This window comes from Erysipelatoclostridium sp. MSK.23.31 (genome assembly GCF_019125875.1).
Classification (GTDB): domain Bacteria; phylum Bacillota_I; class Bacilli_A; order Erysipelotrichales; family Coprobacillaceae; genus Thomasclavelia; species Thomasclavelia ramosa.
Map to the genome: position 1 here is coordinate 1 of NZ_JAHOCB010000018.1, position 15369 is coordinate 15369.

At 28.0% G+C, this 15369-nt stretch carries 14 protein-coding genes and 2 pseudogenes; 3 read left to right on the forward strand and 13 right to left on the reverse strand.

What is annotated here, in order from left to right; all coding sequences use genetic code 11:
• Window positions 1–91: 91 nt before the first annotated feature.
• From KSU54_RS09330 to KSU54_RS09360, 7 genes and pseudogenes are all read right to left on the reverse strand, one after another.
• Window positions 92–595 (reverse strand): GNAT family N-acetyltransferase, encoded by a 504-nt coding sequence (locus tag KSU54_RS09330; protein ID WP_117792147.1) that lies wholly within the window; start codon window positions 593–595, stop codon window positions 92–94.
• A gap of 34 nt (window positions 596–629) precedes the next feature.
• On the reverse strand, window positions 630–1778 hold the full coding sequence (locus KSU54_RS09335) for an ABC transporter permease (RefSeq protein WP_003535477.1): 1149 nt from the start codon (window positions 1776–1778) through the stop codon (window positions 630–632).
• Window positions 1765–2895 carry an ABC transporter permease gene (locus tag KSU54_RS09340; protein WP_003535480.1) on the reverse strand — a complete coding sequence of 377 codons (1131 nt, stop codon included), beginning with the start codon at window positions 2893–2895 and terminating at the stop codon, window positions 1765–1767. The genes KSU54_RS09335 and KSU54_RS09340 overlap by 14 nt, the downstream gene beginning before the upstream one ends.
• On the reverse strand, window positions 2895–3833 hold the full coding sequence (locus KSU54_RS09345) for an ABC transporter ATP-binding protein (RefSeq protein ID WP_008792533.1): 939 nt from the start codon (window positions 3831–3833) through the stop codon (window positions 2895–2897). Before KSU54_RS09345 ends, KSU54_RS09340 begins: the two co-directional genes overlap by 1 nt.
• A gap of 90 nt (window positions 3834–3923) precedes the next feature.
• Window positions 3924–4343: a DUF3021 family protein gene (locus tag KSU54_RS09350; protein ID WP_117792145.1), complete on the reverse strand. Its 420-nt coding sequence runs from the start codon at window positions 4341–4343 to the stop codon at window positions 3924–3926.
• A gap of 8 nt (window positions 4344–4351) precedes the next feature.
• Window positions 4352–4783, reverse strand: coding sequence for a LytTR family DNA-binding domain-containing protein (locus KSU54_RS09355; RefSeq protein WP_003535483.1), 432 nt, complete (start codon window positions 4781–4783; stop codon window positions 4352–4354).
• A 113-nt stretch (window positions 4784–4896) separates the two neighbouring features.
• Window positions 4897–5427 (reverse strand): annotated as a pseudogene (locus tag KSU54_RS09360) (DUF6198 family protein); the annotation flags it as partial.
• 209 nt (window positions 5428–5636) lie between these two features.
• Here KSU54_RS09360 and KSU54_RS18845 point away from each other — a divergent pair.
• The 3 genes from KSU54_RS18845 (at window position 5637) to KSU54_RS09370 (ending at window position 6482) form a co-directional block, all read left to right on the forward strand.
• The gene (locus KSU54_RS18845) at window positions 5637–5759 is read left to right on the forward strand and encodes a LysR family transcriptional regulator (protein ID WP_003535485.1); all 123 of its coding nucleotides are present in this window, start codon (window positions 5637–5639) and stop codon (window positions 5757–5759) included.
• Complete coding sequence (locus KSU54_RS18850; protein WP_232254053.1) at window positions 5740–5829, forward strand: LysR family transcriptional regulator; 90 nt, start codon at window positions 5740–5742, stop codon at window positions 5827–5829. The genes KSU54_RS18845 and KSU54_RS18850 overlap by 20 nt, the downstream gene beginning before the upstream one ends.
• Before the next feature lie 86 nt (window positions 5830–5915).
• Entirely contained in the window at window positions 5916–6482 is a 567-nt protein-coding gene (locus tag KSU54_RS09370; protein ID WP_081446365.1) for a substrate-binding domain-containing protein, read from the forward strand.
• 1 nt (window position 6483) lies between these two features.
• On the opposite strand, the gene KSU54_RS09375 is transcribed toward KSU54_RS09370, so the two are convergent.
• The 6 genes and pseudogenes from KSU54_RS09375 to KSU54_RS09400 all read right to left on the reverse strand — a co-directional run bounded on the left by KSU54_RS09375 (window position 6484) and on the right by KSU54_RS09400 (window position 15325).
• Window positions 6484–7311, reverse strand: a complete 828-nt coding sequence (locus tag KSU54_RS09375) for a Cof-type HAD-IIB family hydrolase (protein ID WP_003535488.1) — start codon at window positions 7309–7311, stop codon at window positions 6484–6486.
• A 16-nt stretch (window positions 7312–7327) separates the two neighbouring features.
• Window positions 7328–8608, reverse strand: coding sequence for a serine--tRNA ligase (gene serS / locus KSU54_RS09380; protein WP_003535496.1), 1281 nt, complete (start codon window positions 8606–8608; stop codon window positions 7328–7330).
• A gap of 85 nt (window positions 8609–8693) precedes the next feature.
• Window positions 8694–10937, reverse strand: coding sequence for an ABC transporter permease (locus KSU54_RS09385; RefSeq protein WP_003535499.1), 2244 nt, complete (start codon window positions 10935–10937; stop codon window positions 8694–8696).
• Window positions 10938–11634: pseudogene (locus KSU54_RS09390) on the reverse strand (ABC transporter ATP-binding protein).
• Window positions 11635–11699: 65 nt separating this feature from the next.
• Window positions 11700–12287 (reverse strand): TetR/AcrR family transcriptional regulator, encoded by a 588-nt coding sequence (locus KSU54_RS09395; protein ID WP_008792539.1) that lies wholly within the window; start codon window positions 12285–12287, stop codon window positions 11700–11702.
• A gap of 131 nt (window positions 12288–12418) precedes the next feature.
• Window positions 12419–15325, reverse strand: coding sequence for an EAL domain-containing protein (locus KSU54_RS09400; protein ID WP_008792540.1), 2907 nt, complete (start codon window positions 15323–15325; stop codon window positions 12419–12421).
• Window positions 15326–15369: the final 44 nt, after the last annotated feature.

The window sequence follows — 15369 nt, forward strand, 5'->3', positions numbered from 1 at the left end:
CGTATGCTCAACTGACTTAAGTCTATATGTTCAAATTTTCAATTTGAACAGGTAAATAAAAAACAAATAGAGTTATTGCCCTATTTGTTTCTTATAAATATAAATTCATAAGATAAGCATCCACATAATGATCATCGATTTTCATAAAATTTTCATATGTTCCGATTACCTCAAAACCATACTTTTGATATAAAGCAATAGCATTTTCATTACTCGTAACAACTTCTAATTCGATAATTTCAATACTTGCTTCAGCAGCATATCCAATTATAATAGCGACTAACTTACTACCTATTCCTTGATGCCAATAACTTTTTAAAACACTTACACCCATTTGCGCTCGATGGCTTAATCGTGTCTTTTGATTACCACTTAGTGTGGCAATTCCAACAATTTCATCGCCATCTTTGGCAACTATCATTACGGAATTAGGATCTTCGTGAAATTCCTTGATTAACTGCATCTCCTGTACTTCATTCAAAATACATTCATTCAAACCAAAAGTTAAGTTATCACTTTGGCCAGCTACCACATTCAAATAATTAATTATTTTCAATGCATCACTAGGTACTGCTTCTAAATATTCAATTTCCATTCAATCACCTTCTTGTAAGATGATTATAGCATATTTACTTCTTTAAACGTATCTTTGTGACAATTTGTGTAGCAAGATATACCAATAAAGTAAAGCCGAAGATAATTAGCATATCAATTAAAATAGGTTTAATTGATCCAAAACTAAAATCAGTTAATTTAATAATTTCATTATTTGCTTTAATAAACCAATATGATGGTAAAAATTTTGCTAAACTTAAAACAAAAGGACTTAACATACTTTGTGGTACAAATGCTCCACAAATAAAACTCGAACCCATACCAAAGAGATTTCCTACACCACTTAAAATTTCTCGATTACTTGTAAATTTAGCAATCATAAAACTAAACGCTTGAATAAATATCATTAGAACTAGTGAATTAAGTACTAAAAATAATCCATTCATTGTCAACATCGCATCTTTATAAAGAATAAAACTGAATCCCACATATAATAGCCAGATAGCTAATCCAACTGTATAATTACCTAACATTAGCTGACGATTCATACTTTTATAACTAACTGGTGAAACTAAATTACGCCGTTTGATCTTTTCTTCATTGAAAGAAACCATGATCATTGTCACAATTACCATTGTTATTGTTATTAACATATAATTAGAGAAATTATAATAAGTTGCCGGCATTGTAAAATCAACCTCATTTTGTTTATCTAACATCCCCACTTCAACTTTTTTATTTAAATCTTCTTTAATTAACTTACTTAACTCAGTATCACTAATTCCTGCTTTTAAATATAAATTAGCTGTATTTAAATATTTATTCAAAAGATTCTTACTATAAATACTACTATATGCATCTGGCAATTCCATTGTTTCAATAGTTACATCTTTACCATTAATAAAATCAGTAGTGTAATTATCTGGAATGATCATAATATAATCAACTGTACGATAAAATAACGCATCACGTAAAGATTCATTATCATCTTCTAAACTAATTAATTCGCCATGATCTTTAATATAATCTTTAAAACCATTAATTAATTCCGTATTTTTATCCCGATTTATAATAGCGACTTTAACATCCATACTTTTATAGTCAGTAGAAGTAGAATTATAAGTTCCCGTAAAAATTGCTAACCCAAGGAAGATAGCAGTATATGCCAAAATCATAAGTGTATAAGTATTAGCAATTTTTAGATATTTTTTAAATACTGTCATATTGCTTCCTCCTTGTAAAGAATAGTGATCCTAAGATTAGAAGAACTCCGATTACAAATAAGCAGATCATATTAGTAGTATAACGACTTAAATTATCATAATAGTATAAAGCATATAACCCATCAGTAATTAAACTTACTGGATTAATATAAGTTAAAATAGGAAGATTTGTTTGCATCCAGTATTTAATATCAATGATCATCATTCCTGAAAAGAATGATAAAACTAGTGAAAAGCTTGATAAAAATGATATTTTAGTATCTTCTTTTTTAAACTTAAGAACATTTCCAGCAAAATTTCCTAATCCTACTCCAGTAAAACATCCGATTGCAATCAAAAGAATAATATAACCCGTCTGTTCACCAAAACCAACACCTAATCCAAAGATCAGGTAAGCCATTAATACCATCATTATTGAAAATTGAATAATAAAGGCAGATAAGATTCCCGATAAAACCGTAACGAGTTTTGAAATCGGTGATATAGTAATTCGAGTTCCTTGTCTAGATAGATTTGCTTCAATTTGACTAGTTGTTCTAAGTCCACAGAAACTAGCATTTAAACAGTTCATCCCAATTAAAGTATAAAAATATACTACTGTTAAATCCGTGTTTCCACCAATATTCTGATTTTCAAAATTATTTTTAGATAAATTGACTGTATTTAAAATATTAGATTGTAATGCACTTGGATTTAATGTTGCTATATTTTCAACAGTGCTCATTGTACTGTTATACTCATTAACAATACTTTCCAAAATTGTTTCATCAATTCCTGTATTATTTACCACTAACTTTATTTCATTACTAACAACATAATAACCCGTAATTTTTTCATCTTTTAATAACTGCTGGGCTTTATCTAAACTTGTGATTTGTAAATCAATTAACTTATCATCACCTTTTTCCAATTCCTGCAATGTTTCTTTAAATTGTGAATTAGCCTGCTCTTCAACAAGTGCAACTTTAACTGTTTCAAATTCTTCACTTGCTGTTAAATTAGCAAATGCTAGGTTAAAGAAAGTCGCTAGAGCAAGTGGAAATACTAACGTCCAAAATATTACCATCTTGTTCCTAAGCAATGTTTTAAATTGATATTTAAAGAAATGATAGAACATTAATCTCTCAACTCTTTTCCTGTTAATTCTAAGAATACATCATTTAATGTCGGACGTTCACTAAATAAACTAGTATAATTAACATTGTTTTCTCGAACATAATCAATTAACTTACTTAAATTATCTTCTTTCGTATTATAAGATATATGAACAGTATTATTTTCAATCTCAATATTCATTACACGATCACTATTTTTAAGCTGCTCAATAAATGTTTGATTCATTGATTTTAATTCAATCGTAATTCTCTCCCCAAGAGTAATCATATTTTTTAATTCATCTTTAGTTCCAGATGCAATTACTCTCCCCTTATCAATAATAATAATTTGATTACATAGCTGCTCAACTTCTTCCATGTAATGGGTTGTATAAACTATTGTTGCTCCTAATTCATTTAATCGTTTAATTCCCTCTAAAATATTATTTCTACTTTGTGGATCAACTGCAACTGTTGGCTCATCTAAAAAAATTAATTTTGGCTTATGCGCTATTCCACATGCAATATTTAATCTTCGTAATAATCCCCCACTTAATTGCTTTGGTTTAAATTTAGTAAATTCGTTTAGACTAACAAGATTAATTGCATCTTGAACATAGTTGGCACGAATTTTTTTATCTTTAATATATAAACCACAAAAATAATCAATATTTTCAATAACGCTTAATTCATCAAATACAGCTACATCTTGAAAAACAACACCAATTTTACTTTTTATATCATAAGCAGTAGGACTCATCTCTTTATTAAAAATCTTGATTGAACCAGAATCATACTTTAATAATGATAAGATCGTATTGATAGTTGTCGATTTACCACTGCCATTAGGTCCTAATAACCCTAATATTTCCCCTTCATAAACATCTAAACTAAAGTCATCTAAAGCAATTAAATCACCATAACATTTAGTCAAATTCTTTATCTCAATAACTTTATTCATCTTTACTCCTCCTTACATCATCACTATACGTAAAACTTTTATTTCAAACCACCAATTTTAGATTGCAGCATGGTTTCTTTTAAGCAACTATTAGTTGCGATGGTGGTTTCTTTTTAATTTTTCATTTATTTTTTTAGCATCTTCATTATTTTTCATAAAAACGACTGCTTTTACAAAAAAATAAACAGTTACTGACATAAATGTAACACCTATAAAATTATCTAATTCAATAATACTGTTTGTATATCCACATAAATAATTAGCAGTACAGACTACAAAAGCTATTTCGATAATTGAAAGTAAATTGGTTAACCACTCCTGTAATTCTAAATAATGAGTTACGTTTATCAATAAGTTTACGATTACACAAACGATAAAAATCATCACAACTAATTCATTAGACATATTTTGATGATTGAAATGAAATAATAATGTTTGCAATAAAATTACAAACGTATATGATACACAAGTCGTCAACATATAAAATTTAAACATTTTTAATTTATTCATCTTATCACCTACATTCCAAATTTTTCCTTAAAACTGCTTACATAATGACGTGTAATAATTAACCTTTCACGATTAATTAATAGCGCTTCATAACGCCCATTTAATAGAGCTCTTACATTATCTAATTTGTTTAAATTTAGCAATATTGATTTACTGATTCTTACAAACAATCGGGGATCTAATTGATCTTCTAATTCATATAATCTTAGGCTTGTTTCATAGACTTTATCTTCACAATAAATAAAAGCACGATCTTCATTTGCTTCTAAATAATAAATATCATCTATTTTAATTTGATAACTACGATTGTCTAATTTTCCAATAATAAAATGTTTATCTTCAAATAAAGAAATAATTCGCCTTACTTCATCATCAATTTTATTACAACGAATTACTACTTCTAATTCATTATCTTCCTCACATTCAATGAGCACCTTCATCGAATCCCTCCTTTATTAACACCTTATCATATAATATCTTTTTTACCTATCTAATTTTGGTAAGATGCACATAGATTAGCTAAGATGCAAAAAAAGAATGCTAAAACATTCTTTTATCTAGATAATTGATATATCTGAATTTTTTCATCAAAAAGATATTGATAGCCCGAAATAAATCTACCAACCAGCAGAGCAGATAACACTGTTCCCATACCAATTCCATAAACTGGTATCTGTAAGACTAAACAAAGCAAGAGCATCATAATAATCATAGTAATATCAAATACATTTTTTACTAACGAAAATTTTAGATTATATACTTGCGAGATAGTCTTAACCGTTGATTCAACTGGTGTTGCAATAAGATTACAGCTAACTGAAAAGTATACTCCAAGTGAAACAAAAATAATTGCAATCAGTAATAATAGATAAGCAGATAATAAATTTGAACACCTAATTTTAATTAAAGAATCATAAAAATCGATAATATATCCAAAGATTAATGAAAATGGAATTTCTAAAAAAATTGTAATAGTTAATTTTCTAACTAAACAAATCTGAACAATAATTAAAATCAAATATAAAATAATTGAAGCAGTTCCTAATGAAATATTGTTGACCTTACTAAAAGCATAAAAAAGACTAGTGAACGCAGCACCCCCAAATCAGTGCGGGTATTCAAAATTATTCCCAAAGCCAAAATATTGATTGATAGTATGTAGATGATCCAACGATTAACATTTTTATTCATTTATATTCCTCCATCACCAAGATAGTAATATATTAATCAATAACTTTCTAATATTAAAAAGATATTATATAATAATTAAAAGTTATTAAAGGGGAATATGAAATGAATCTTAATCAAATAAATTATTTTTTAGCAATTTGTAAGACAATGAATTTTACTAAAGCAGCACATAATCTATATATCGCAAACTGCAGTTACAAAACAGATACAATTATTAGAAACTGAATTAGGAACTAAATTATTTAATCGCAATAATAAACAAATAGAACTGACCGAAGCTGGTAGATTTTTTTAATTGAAGCTAAAAAAATAATTAATCAATTTAATCATTCAAAATTAAATATTGATTCTTTCTTAAAAGGACAATAAGGTACAATTAAAATTGGTTTTCTTAAAAATTTAGATCCTCAATTATTGGTTACTATATTTTCTGATTTTATAAACGAATTTCCTAATATAAAAATAGAATTAACAAGCTATGCAAATTATCAATTATATCATGCGCTTGAACAAAGGATGATAGATATAGCCCTAGGATTATCATTTCCTAAATATCCTGACTATCAAAAAATATTAATAAAAAAATATTCTTTAATAGTATTAATAAATAAAAATAACCCCTTAGCTAATCAAAAAACTGTTAGCCAAGAGGAGCTTCCAAATATTTTATTTGATGTTAGAAAATTATACTATCAAGACAATTATCCTGAGTTTGAAGGGAATTTATTGAAGATTGCCTGTAATCAAGGTTGCGCAATTTTGCATGCCTTTACAAAAGATAATTGCTATAACGATTATCTTAAAGCTATTCCCTTAACACCATTAAGTGAAAAAAGTGTTTATCTAATCTATGATCAAGATAATTATAATCCACTGATCAGTAATTTTATTAATTATTTAAAAACTACTTCGATATTAAATCATAAAAACTATTTTTTATCTTACTGATTTATTTAGTGTTTATAACATGCTCCTTAAGCCAGTGAGCAACACCATCTTCATCATTACTTTTGATAACTGCTGTAGCTTGTTGTTTTAAAGAGGTTACTGCATTAGCCATTGCATAACTTTGATCAGATATTGCAAACATTGGCAAATCGTTGATTGCATCACCAAAACTAACTATCTTGTCACAGTTTAAAAGTTCTTTCAACTTTAAAATAGCACTTGCTTTAGAGGCACTTTTAGGCATAATTTCTAGCCAGTATTCTTTACGATATATTTCTTGTTGAAAAGTAATATTATAATCTAAATCATCCTTTAAACTTTCATAAGCTGGTCGAAGATTATCATAATCTCCAATTATGGTAAAATAGAAAACTTCACCCTCATACAAAGATAAGTAATCTAATGTTAAATTAATTCGATAATCGGTTTTACGCTTACTAAGATAATATTTTACCCCTTCATGAAGGCTTTCATTTATTATCGTTACTCGTTCTTTTTCATTTACTAGTGCATATACCATAGGTTTTAATTGGTTTTTTTCCATTATTGCTTTTATATGCGCTACTTGTTTTGAATTAAAAATATTCTTATGAAGCAGTTTTCCAGTTTCGCCATTGACAATAAATGTACCATTATAGATTATCAAAGGAAGATTTTTGATTAATCCTCTTGTTACTGGTGAAGCGGAAACTAGAGAACGAGCAGTAGCATATGTAAAAATCATTCCCTCATTAATTAAGTTATTAATTGTTTTAATACTGTAATCACTAATTTTTCCTTGGCTATTCAATAGCGTTCCATCTAAATCACTTATATAAAGAGTTTTCATATAGATAAAAAGATAACTATTTAGTTATCTTTTCCTTACCTCCCATATATGGTTGTAGTGCTTTAGGAATATTTACACTGCCATCTTCATTTAAGTTATTTTCAAGGAAAGCAATCAACATTCTTGGTGGTGCAACTACTGTATTATTTAAAGTGTGAGCAAAATATTTTCCATTTTCACCATTAATTCTAATATTTAATCTTCTTGCTTGAGCGTCAGTTAGATTTGAACATGAACCAACTTCAAAATATTTCTTTTGTCTTGGTGACCAAGCTTCAACATCAATACTTTTAGATTTCAAATCAGCTAGATCTCCAGAACAACATTCTAAAGTTCTTACTGGTATATCTAATGATCTAAATAAATCAACAGTATTATTCCATAGTTTTTCAAACCACATCTTACTGTCTTCAGGTTTACATACAACAATCATTTCTTGTTTTTCAAATTGGTGAATTCGATATACTCCACGCTCCTCTATTCCATGAGCCCCTTTTTCTTTTCTAAAACATGGTGAATATGAAGTATACGTATATGGTAATTTATCTTCTTCTAAAATGTTATCAATAAATTTACCAATCATTGAGTGTTCAGAAGTACCAATCAAATATAAATCTTCCCCTTCAATTTTATACATCATGCTATCCATTTCTTCAAAACTCATAACACCAGTAACTACATTACTACGAATCATATATGGCGGAATAACATATGTAAAGCCACGATCAATCATAAAATCACGAGCATATGATAAAATTGCAGAATGTAAACGAGCAATATCACCCATTAAATAATAAAAACCTTGTCCAGCAACTCTCCCAGCTGCATCCATATCAATACCATCAAAATTTTCCATTATTTCAGTATGATAAGGTATTTCAAAATCTGGTACGACTGGTTCCCCATATTTAGTAATTTCAACATTCTCACTATCATCTTTTCCTAATGGAACGGATTCATCGATAAAATTAGGAATTTTCATCATAATTGCTTTTAACTCACTACCATATTGAGTTTCTAAGTCTTCTAATTTAGCTAATTCATCTGCCATTGCACTTACTTGTTTCTTATTATTTTCAGCCGCATCTTTATTTCCTTCACGCATAAATTGACCAATTTCTTTAGATAATTTATTACGTTTACTTCTCAATTCACTAGCTTTAGTTAAAACTTCTCGATAATCTTTATCTAATTTGTAAGCCTCATCTACTAATCCAATCTTGTCATCTTGAAATTTCTTTTTCATGTTTTCTTTAACTAAGGTTGGATTTTCTCTTAATATCGCAATATCAATCATTTTAATTCTCCCTTGCTTATATATATTCTTTAAAATTATACAATAATTATGCACCTTATTCAATTATTATCAAGATGTTTCTCTTTTAATCATTTGCTTTTAGACTAGAAACCATGTCGATATGTTTTATCCTTAATGAAATAATTTTACTTATTACCCAGGAAATAACTAAAGTGCCTAAAATTGCATATAAGTAAGAAGGTAAAGCAATGAAATTAATTACATCCATTGTATCTTGAATCGTTGATATCATGTATTCAATCAATAAATATCCTACAGGCAAACCTAATAAAATTCCTATCATTGATAACCATATATTTTGTTGAACCAAGATTTTTTGAATCTGAGTATCTTTAAATCCTAATACTTTTAATGTAGAAAATTCATAATAACGTTCTAAGTAAGACAGTACTCCTAAATTATATAAAATAACTCCACCTAAAATAATTGCACCTAAAACTAGAATAATAATAATTAGGATCATTGCCTCTAATAAAACATCAAAACTTTCTAATAAGTCCTGCTGATACTGGATTGAAGAAATATTTGTTAGATTGGTCAAGCAATCTTGATTTTTACTCCCAATGATTGCAGTGGGATAGTATTGATGACCAGTTTGCAAATATTCTTCTTTCATAATCGTAATTCCTTGGATATTCGGGGTTCTAATAATTAAAGATATTTTAGATTGATATTCTTGATGATCTAAATTTCCTTTCCACTTAATTATATCTCCTACCTTTAAATCAAGCTTATCGGCTATTTTTTTTGATAATGCAATTCCTTCTTTTAAAGATTTAAAATTACTTAAATCTTGAGCAAGTTTGATATAATCATTATTTTCCAAGACTGTTAACGAAACATCTAAATTTTGTTCATCAATTACTATTTTAGCTGTACTCTCTAATAATGTCTGTCCTTTAGTCTGGTTTAAAAGATAATCAATTTGCTCTTCATTAAGATTATCATTTAAATTAAGTTTATATTTATAATTTTGTAATTTAGTATAATTCCAATCGGTCAAATTAGTCATTGTATCATATAGGCCACAAGCACTAAATAATAATGCAGTGCAGCCCAAAACTCCAAAAATAGTCATAAGACTCCGTAATTTATTTCGAATAATATCACGAATATTCCATTGAAATCGAAATGGTAGATTACTGCTCCATGCTAGTGAATAACTTGAATTACTAATTAAATTATTGCTGTAAAGAATTGTTGCACCATTCATTTTTAAATATTTGAAACAGACAGAAAAACTAATTAACATGCATAATATAGTACAGCCAATTGGTAATAAATATCCTAAAACTATTGGTTGGCTAGTTAAAACCGGTAAAACATACATTTCTTCAAACATTGGATAAATCAAAGCTGGCATTATTATTAAACCAAGCCAGTAACCTAATATTGAACCAACTAAACAAATAAATGTTGAATGTGATAAATAATGGATCAGTAGCTTTCTTTTCTTAAAACCTAATGCTTTTAAAATTCCTAACTGCATTCGTTGACTTTGCAAAACCCGATGCATTGTTGTAATCGTAATTAAAACAGCAATAAATAAAAAAGCTAATGAAAAAACCAAACCTATCGAGCGATGCTGGGCAATCTCTCCAGTCAACATATTTACACTAGGATGATCTTTTTGGAGAATTAGCTTGTATTCATTACCAGCTAATAATTGATCAACTATTTTACTAATGTCTTTTTTTGAGGAAAGGACTAGTTGATTCGGATGGTATAAAGTGTTAGGAAAACTATTATTATTTACATATGCAAAACCATATTTTTGACGATTTGGTGTCAGTTGCTCTTCTTTAGCCAGATAGATATTTTCAGGGGAATAAACTAAACCAATAATTTTCTTACTTAATTCAAAATTCTGATATTTTAAAGTTATTTGGTCATTTAACTGATAACCATTTTTCTTAGCATACATTGCATCAAGCCAGATACCATCATCTTGATTATTAAATGATTTACCATTAACGACTTTAAGAGTTGAAATTTTATTACTATCAGTAATATAGAGATCAATATTACTATTATCAACCGCTTTATTGCTTGTAGAGACATACATTCTTTGTTCATAATCAGTCTGTTTTTTTAGTTCATTAAGAGTCGAATCACTAAATTCCTTTTGGTAAAGCCAAGCATCAGCTAAATTATTCTCTTTAATATAGTTATTTAAAGCTACTTCAAGTCCATGATATTCACTAGATATACCTGAAAAGATAAAAACACCTAAAAACATCATAATAAATATAGCTCCAAACTGAACCTTATTTTTCCATAAATCTCGAATCATTTTTTTAAACAACATTTACCATTCCACCTCCATCACATCAAGAGGATGAGAATTTGTTGTAATTGTATTGATTTGACCATTTTTTACTCGAATTACTTTGTCAGCGATAGCTTGCAAATTAGTATTGTGGGTAACAATGATAGTTGTTTTATGATATTCTTTACACATATCATGTAATAACTTCAATACTTTTGCTCCCGTATCACTATCTAAAGCTCCCGTCGGCTCATCACATAAAAGAATCTCTGGATTTTTGACCACTGCTCGAGCAATTGAAACTCGCTGTTGTTCTCCCCCAGATAACTGATGAGGAAATTTTTTCTTATGCACTAATAGTCCTACTTGATCTAAAACGTTATCAACTGGCATAATATCTTTTTTTTAGTTCCTTCATCAAGGCTACATTTTCATAAACCGTCAGTGTTGGAATTAAATTATAAAATTGAAATATAAATCCTACTTGATGAGCTCGATAATCTGATAATTCATTTTCATTTTTATTCGAAATTACTTCATTATCAATAATTATTTTTCCTTCATCAAGACGATCAATTCCCCCTAAAATATTTAATAAAGTACTTTTCCCTGCCCCACTCGGTCCTAAGATAATGACAAATTCACCTTTATTAATCGTAAAAGAAACCTTATTTAAAGCATAAATTTTTTTATTTCCATTTTGATAAATCTTTGATACTTCTTCAAATTTAATCATATTTTCTCCTTTTTTGCATAATAAAAACATGTATTCAAAAGACAATGAATCATCACTGCAAGTTTTTATTTTTCTTCGTTAACAACAATGCCTGTACACAACATTTTGAAAACTTTTAAAAATTCTTGTTTTTGCATTTCAAGATTATCATGACTTACTAATACATGCTTAATACAATCAATAAACATATTTGTAATAATATCAATATACGGCGAATTGATATCTTCAATATTAAGATGCCATGCCATATGTTGCTTAAATTTTAAAAGAAACCAATCCCTTTTTTCTTTATATTCCGTCGTTTTTAATTCAAAAAGGATAATTAATCGTTCATCCATTATATATCGAAAATCACTTTCTTCAAAAAAATCTCCAAATTGATCAAGTGCTTCATCAACCTCTTCTAGTGAATGAACTTGAATTTCTTCATTTAGATGAACCTCAACTAACTTATTTAATGACTTAATTGATGGCTCTAATACAGCTCCTAATAATTCTTCTTTATTAGTAAAATAATTATATAAATTTCCCAAGGTGGTATGTGATTTACTAGCAATTATTCTCATTGAAGCCCCTTCGTAGCCATGATGCAAAAATTCCACTTTAGCAGCTTCAATAATATCATTCTTTAAATCTTCTTTTTTTATCTGCATCTTCTCACCCCACAACAACATCATACGTGATATTAATAGCTAAAACAATCATCAAAGCTCATTAAAAATCATTAGTTAACAACCGTTCATTATTAAAATAAGGGCCTAAATAATTTAGCCCTTATTTTTTCCTATTCTTTTTTATTAAAAAATTGATCAAAATTTTTAGCCATAATTATAGCCATATCTGAATTAGTATCCTTTACTCTTATCATAAGATCAAATAAATTATATTCACCCGTTTTAATTCGACAATGTAATTTATCATGGGCTGTTTTCTGTCCCGCTCTTATTGAAGTGAGCATATTTAAATATTTATTCTGATCTTCAGGTAAAATAAGCGCATCTTCTAATAATTTTTCAGGAACTATTTTTGCTCCTTTAGGTAAATCAATACTAAATTTATCATCCATATATAAACTATCCATCCGATTATTTCTAACATCAAAATTCCAAACATCAACAGCCAACACTGATAAAATAAAATTATAACGATCTTTTAATTTTTCCGCACGTTCTTGTTGTTCTTTAAGAGTATTAATATTAGTGATAATTCCATGATAAATGATTGTTCCATCTTCTTCTTGACGATAAAAGTTTGCATTGATATTATGCCAACTGACTTTACCATTTTTATAATATGAGCGATAATCAAAATTTACACAACTTTTTTGTTTAGATAATTCTATAAATTGTTTAGCTAAAACTTCTCGATCATCTTCATAAACTAAATCAAATCCTTTATTATGTTTCAGTATATCTGTTAACTCAGATTGTTCAAAATCAAATATTTTAGATAATCCATGACTAAGGAATTTAGTGGTAATATGATCATCTTTTATTTTAATAACGACAATATCCCCTGGGGTATTTTCAATAACAATATTTAAATTATCTTCCATCTCATTACAGTGTTGTTCTAGCATCATTTGTTGATGATCAACAGTGCTATCGATACAAAAAACATCAGCTACTAATTTTCCATTTTCTCTGTGAATATTAGAAAAATAGATCGTTAGCCAAATCTTTTGTGCAGTTTTGGAATTTACTTCAACTTCAAAATAATCGATTTTACCAGCTTTAATCTGTTCAATTACATGATTACATAAAAAATAAGCTTCTTTACTAACTATCTGACTTAAATCATTATTGATTGGCGGTTGATTAAAATCAGTACGAGTATACCCAATCGTTTTATAAAAACCATCTGATGCAAATAAAATTGTTCCTTTGCCATCAAGTGTCATTTTACCAATTCCACCGTTAATATTTTTTAATAAACTATTTATATTTTCTTGTAATTCATGTGATTTTAATTCATTCACTTTTTCATTTGTAACATCATAAAAACAACATAAATAATATGAACCCCACTCTGGACTATCAACTAATCCCCCATACATATTAATATACACGGTTTTACCATTTTTAGCTTTAATTTTAAACTCAACTAAATTTTTAGAAGAACGATCAGCTAATCCATTATGATAGAAAACATGTTTAAATTCTTCTTCGCTATAAAACAACTTTTTAGGCCATTCAATTCCTCCACTTAGCAATTCTTCTCGACTATAACCACTTAATTCAACCAAACTATCACTTACAAATAGTAGTTCTAATTCATAACTGAATCCAGCCACCCCACCAGGAATAAAATTAAAGATAGAATTAGTAATAGCTTTGATTTCACTTTGAGAAATATTGTCAACAGAAGTATATTTAAAATCATCTTTATTCCATGGTAAATTAAATTTACCGTCCGTTTCATCAATCATTTTTTCAAATTCTACTGTGCTAACTGGCTTTGAAAAATAATAACCTTGAACTACATTACATCCAAAACGTTTCATATATAAACATTGATCCAATGTTTCAACTCCTTCACAAATAATTGTTGTCTGTAACTTATTACAAATATCAACGATTGCAGGAATAATAATATTATTGCGATTATTATTTGACTCTCTTTTAGTTATATATGAACGATCCAATTTAACAATATCAAAATTTAGATCTTGCCAAATATTCATCCCTGAGTAACCTGTTCCATAATCATCAATCGAAACACGATAACCAAAACTTCGTAATTCATCAGCTACTTCTCTCACCTTGGTTAAATTCTTCAAAATAACCGTTTCTGTTAATTCAAATTCCAATAAATATGGAGGAATATTATATTTATTAACAATTTTATTAACCCTAGCAACAAAACCAGTTTCATAAACATGCATTCTTGACATATTCATTGATACAGGAATTAGTTTTTTGCCTTGATCAATTCTTTCTCGAAGATACCTGCATACTTGCTGACAAATAAGAAAATCTAAGTCAATTATTGTTTCGTTTTTCTCCATTATTTCAATAAATTGATCAGGATAAATAACTTTATTATCTTTAATAAGGCGGGCTAATGCTTCACTTCCAACAATTTTTCCCGTATTAATATTAACTTTAGGTTGAAGATAGAATGTAAATAATTTATTACGTAAAGCATTTTGAATCTCAATTTCTAATATTTTACGTTTATTAATAAATTTCTGCATATCTTCATTAAACCAAACTAGTTTACAATGATTATCTTTTTTAGCTTCTTTTCGTGCTATATTAGCTTGATCAATTGCTTTAATGATAGCTTTTTCTTCTAATTTAACTGGACACAATCCTGCTGCTACAGCAATCTTTGAATCCGGGTGATGTTCTTCTTGCGATGAAATAAAAGTTTCTAATTTTTGTTCATAATTCCTTGTTACAGATTCAATATCACAATTATCTTCAAATAAAGATAGTCTTAAAAAATGATCTGAAAAAACACGTCCACATAAAATTGTCCGTGGAGACATACTTAAAAATTTAGCAAATTCTAAAAGAAAACGATCCCCTTCAATAAAACCATAAAAGTCATTAACTAATTGAAAATTAGTTAAATCAGCGTACATAATTACATAATTTTTACTATTCTTATTACTTTCGATAATATCAGTCGCCTGTTTAACAAATTCAGTATAATCGTTTAAATAAAAATTATGACTTTCTTCCATTTTAACACCACCTTTCTGGTCACACTCTATTTTCATTATATCAA

What these genes read in the sequence shown, in the direction of transcription:
- KSU54_RS09385 (WP_003535499.1), bottom strand. Translation starts at nt 10,937, where the DNA reads ATGTTGTTTAAAAAAATGATTCGAGATTTATGGAAAAATAAGGTTCAG.
- KSU54_RS09355 (WP_003535483.1), bottom strand. Translation starts at nt 4,783, where the DNA reads ATGAAGGTGCTCATTGAATGTGAGGAAGATAATGAATTAGAAGTAGTA.
- KSU54_RS09335 (WP_003535477.1), bottom strand. Translation starts at nt 1,778, where the DNA reads ATGACAGTATTTAAAAAATATCTAAAAATTGCTAATACTTATACACTT.
- KSU54_RS09400 (WP_008792540.1), bottom strand. Translation starts at nt 15,325, where the DNA reads ATGGAAGAAAGTCATAATTTTTATTTAAACGATTATACTGAATTTGTT.
- KSU54_RS09330 (WP_117792147.1), bottom strand. Translation starts at nt 595, where the DNA reads ATGGAAATTGAATATTTAGAAGCAGTACCTAGTGATGCATTGAAAATA.
- KSU54_RS18845 (WP_003535485.1), top strand. Translation starts at nt 5,637, where the DNA reads ATGAATCTTAATCAAATAAATTATTTTTTAGCAATTTGTAAGACAATG.
- KSU54_RS09340 (WP_003535480.1), bottom strand. Translation starts at nt 2,895, where the DNA reads ATGTTCTATCATTTCTTTAAATATCAATTTAAAACATTGCTTAGGAAC.
- KSU54_RS09375 (WP_003535488.1), bottom strand. Translation starts at nt 7,311, where the DNA reads ATGAAAACTCTTTATATAAGTGATTTAGATGGAACGCTATTGAATAGC.
- KSU54_RS09395 (WP_008792539.1), bottom strand. Translation starts at nt 12,287, where the DNA reads ATGCAGATAAAAAAAGAAGATTTAAAGAATGATATTATTGAAGCTGCT.
- serS (WP_003535496.1), bottom strand. Translation starts at nt 8,608, where the DNA reads ATGATTGATATTGCGATATTAAGAGAAAATCCAACCTTAGTTAAAGAA.
- KSU54_RS09345 (WP_008792533.1), bottom strand. Translation starts at nt 3,833, where the DNA reads ATGAATAAAGTTATTGAGATAAAGAATTTGACTAAATGTTATGGTGAT.
- KSU54_RS09350 (WP_117792145.1), bottom strand. Translation starts at nt 4,343, where the DNA reads ATGAATAAATTAAAAATGTTTAAATTTTATATGTTGACGACTTGTGTA.